General features: G+C 74.2%; 1 protein-coding gene. It reads right to left on the bottom strand.

Features of this window, described 5'->3' with window-relative positions; translation table 11 throughout:
- A partial coding sequence (locus QSJ97_RS24740) for a hypothetical protein (protein WP_285675168.1) occupies positions 1-230 on the bottom strand: 230 nt, incomplete at its 3' end.
- Positions 231-419 lie beyond the last annotated feature (189 nt).

Genomic DNA, 419 nt, shown 5'->3' with positions numbered 1-419 from the left:
CGGCATGGACCGACCAGCGGTCGCGACGGCCCCGAGCTGCCTTGCCGAAGCGAGGTGCAGCCGGCCTCGCCCGTTGGACCATGGGCGATGCCGGTCAGCCGGACGGTCTCTACAGGGGCGATGGTGACGGTCCGATCCGGCAGGTTCGGCGCCAGCGGCGCATGCATGCTGCCAGCCGCATCCGGCAAGCGCCGCTGGCGCCGGGGCGGACGAATGCCGATTTCCTTCATGAGCCTGGCGGCAGTCCTGCGGGAAACGCGGGGCCTCGGACCCGCGGCCCGGCGCGGATTCCGGGTGCACCGCAGCGCGGCCCGCCGTCCTCGACCTTCGGCCGGATTTCCCTGGTCGGGGCATCGTGCCCGGCGGCCCCCGCCGCACGCACCGCCCGCAACGGGACCGTGCGCCGCCAGCCATGGAAT

It is taken from the genome of Paralimibaculum aggregatum, assembly GCF_030270585.1.
GTDB lineage: Bacteria > Pseudomonadota > Alphaproteobacteria > Rhodobacterales > Rhodobacteraceae > Thermohalobaculum > Thermohalobaculum aggregatum.
Note: the sequence above shows the minus strand (reverse complement) of the source record. Positions and strands in the feature narration are given on the sequence as shown.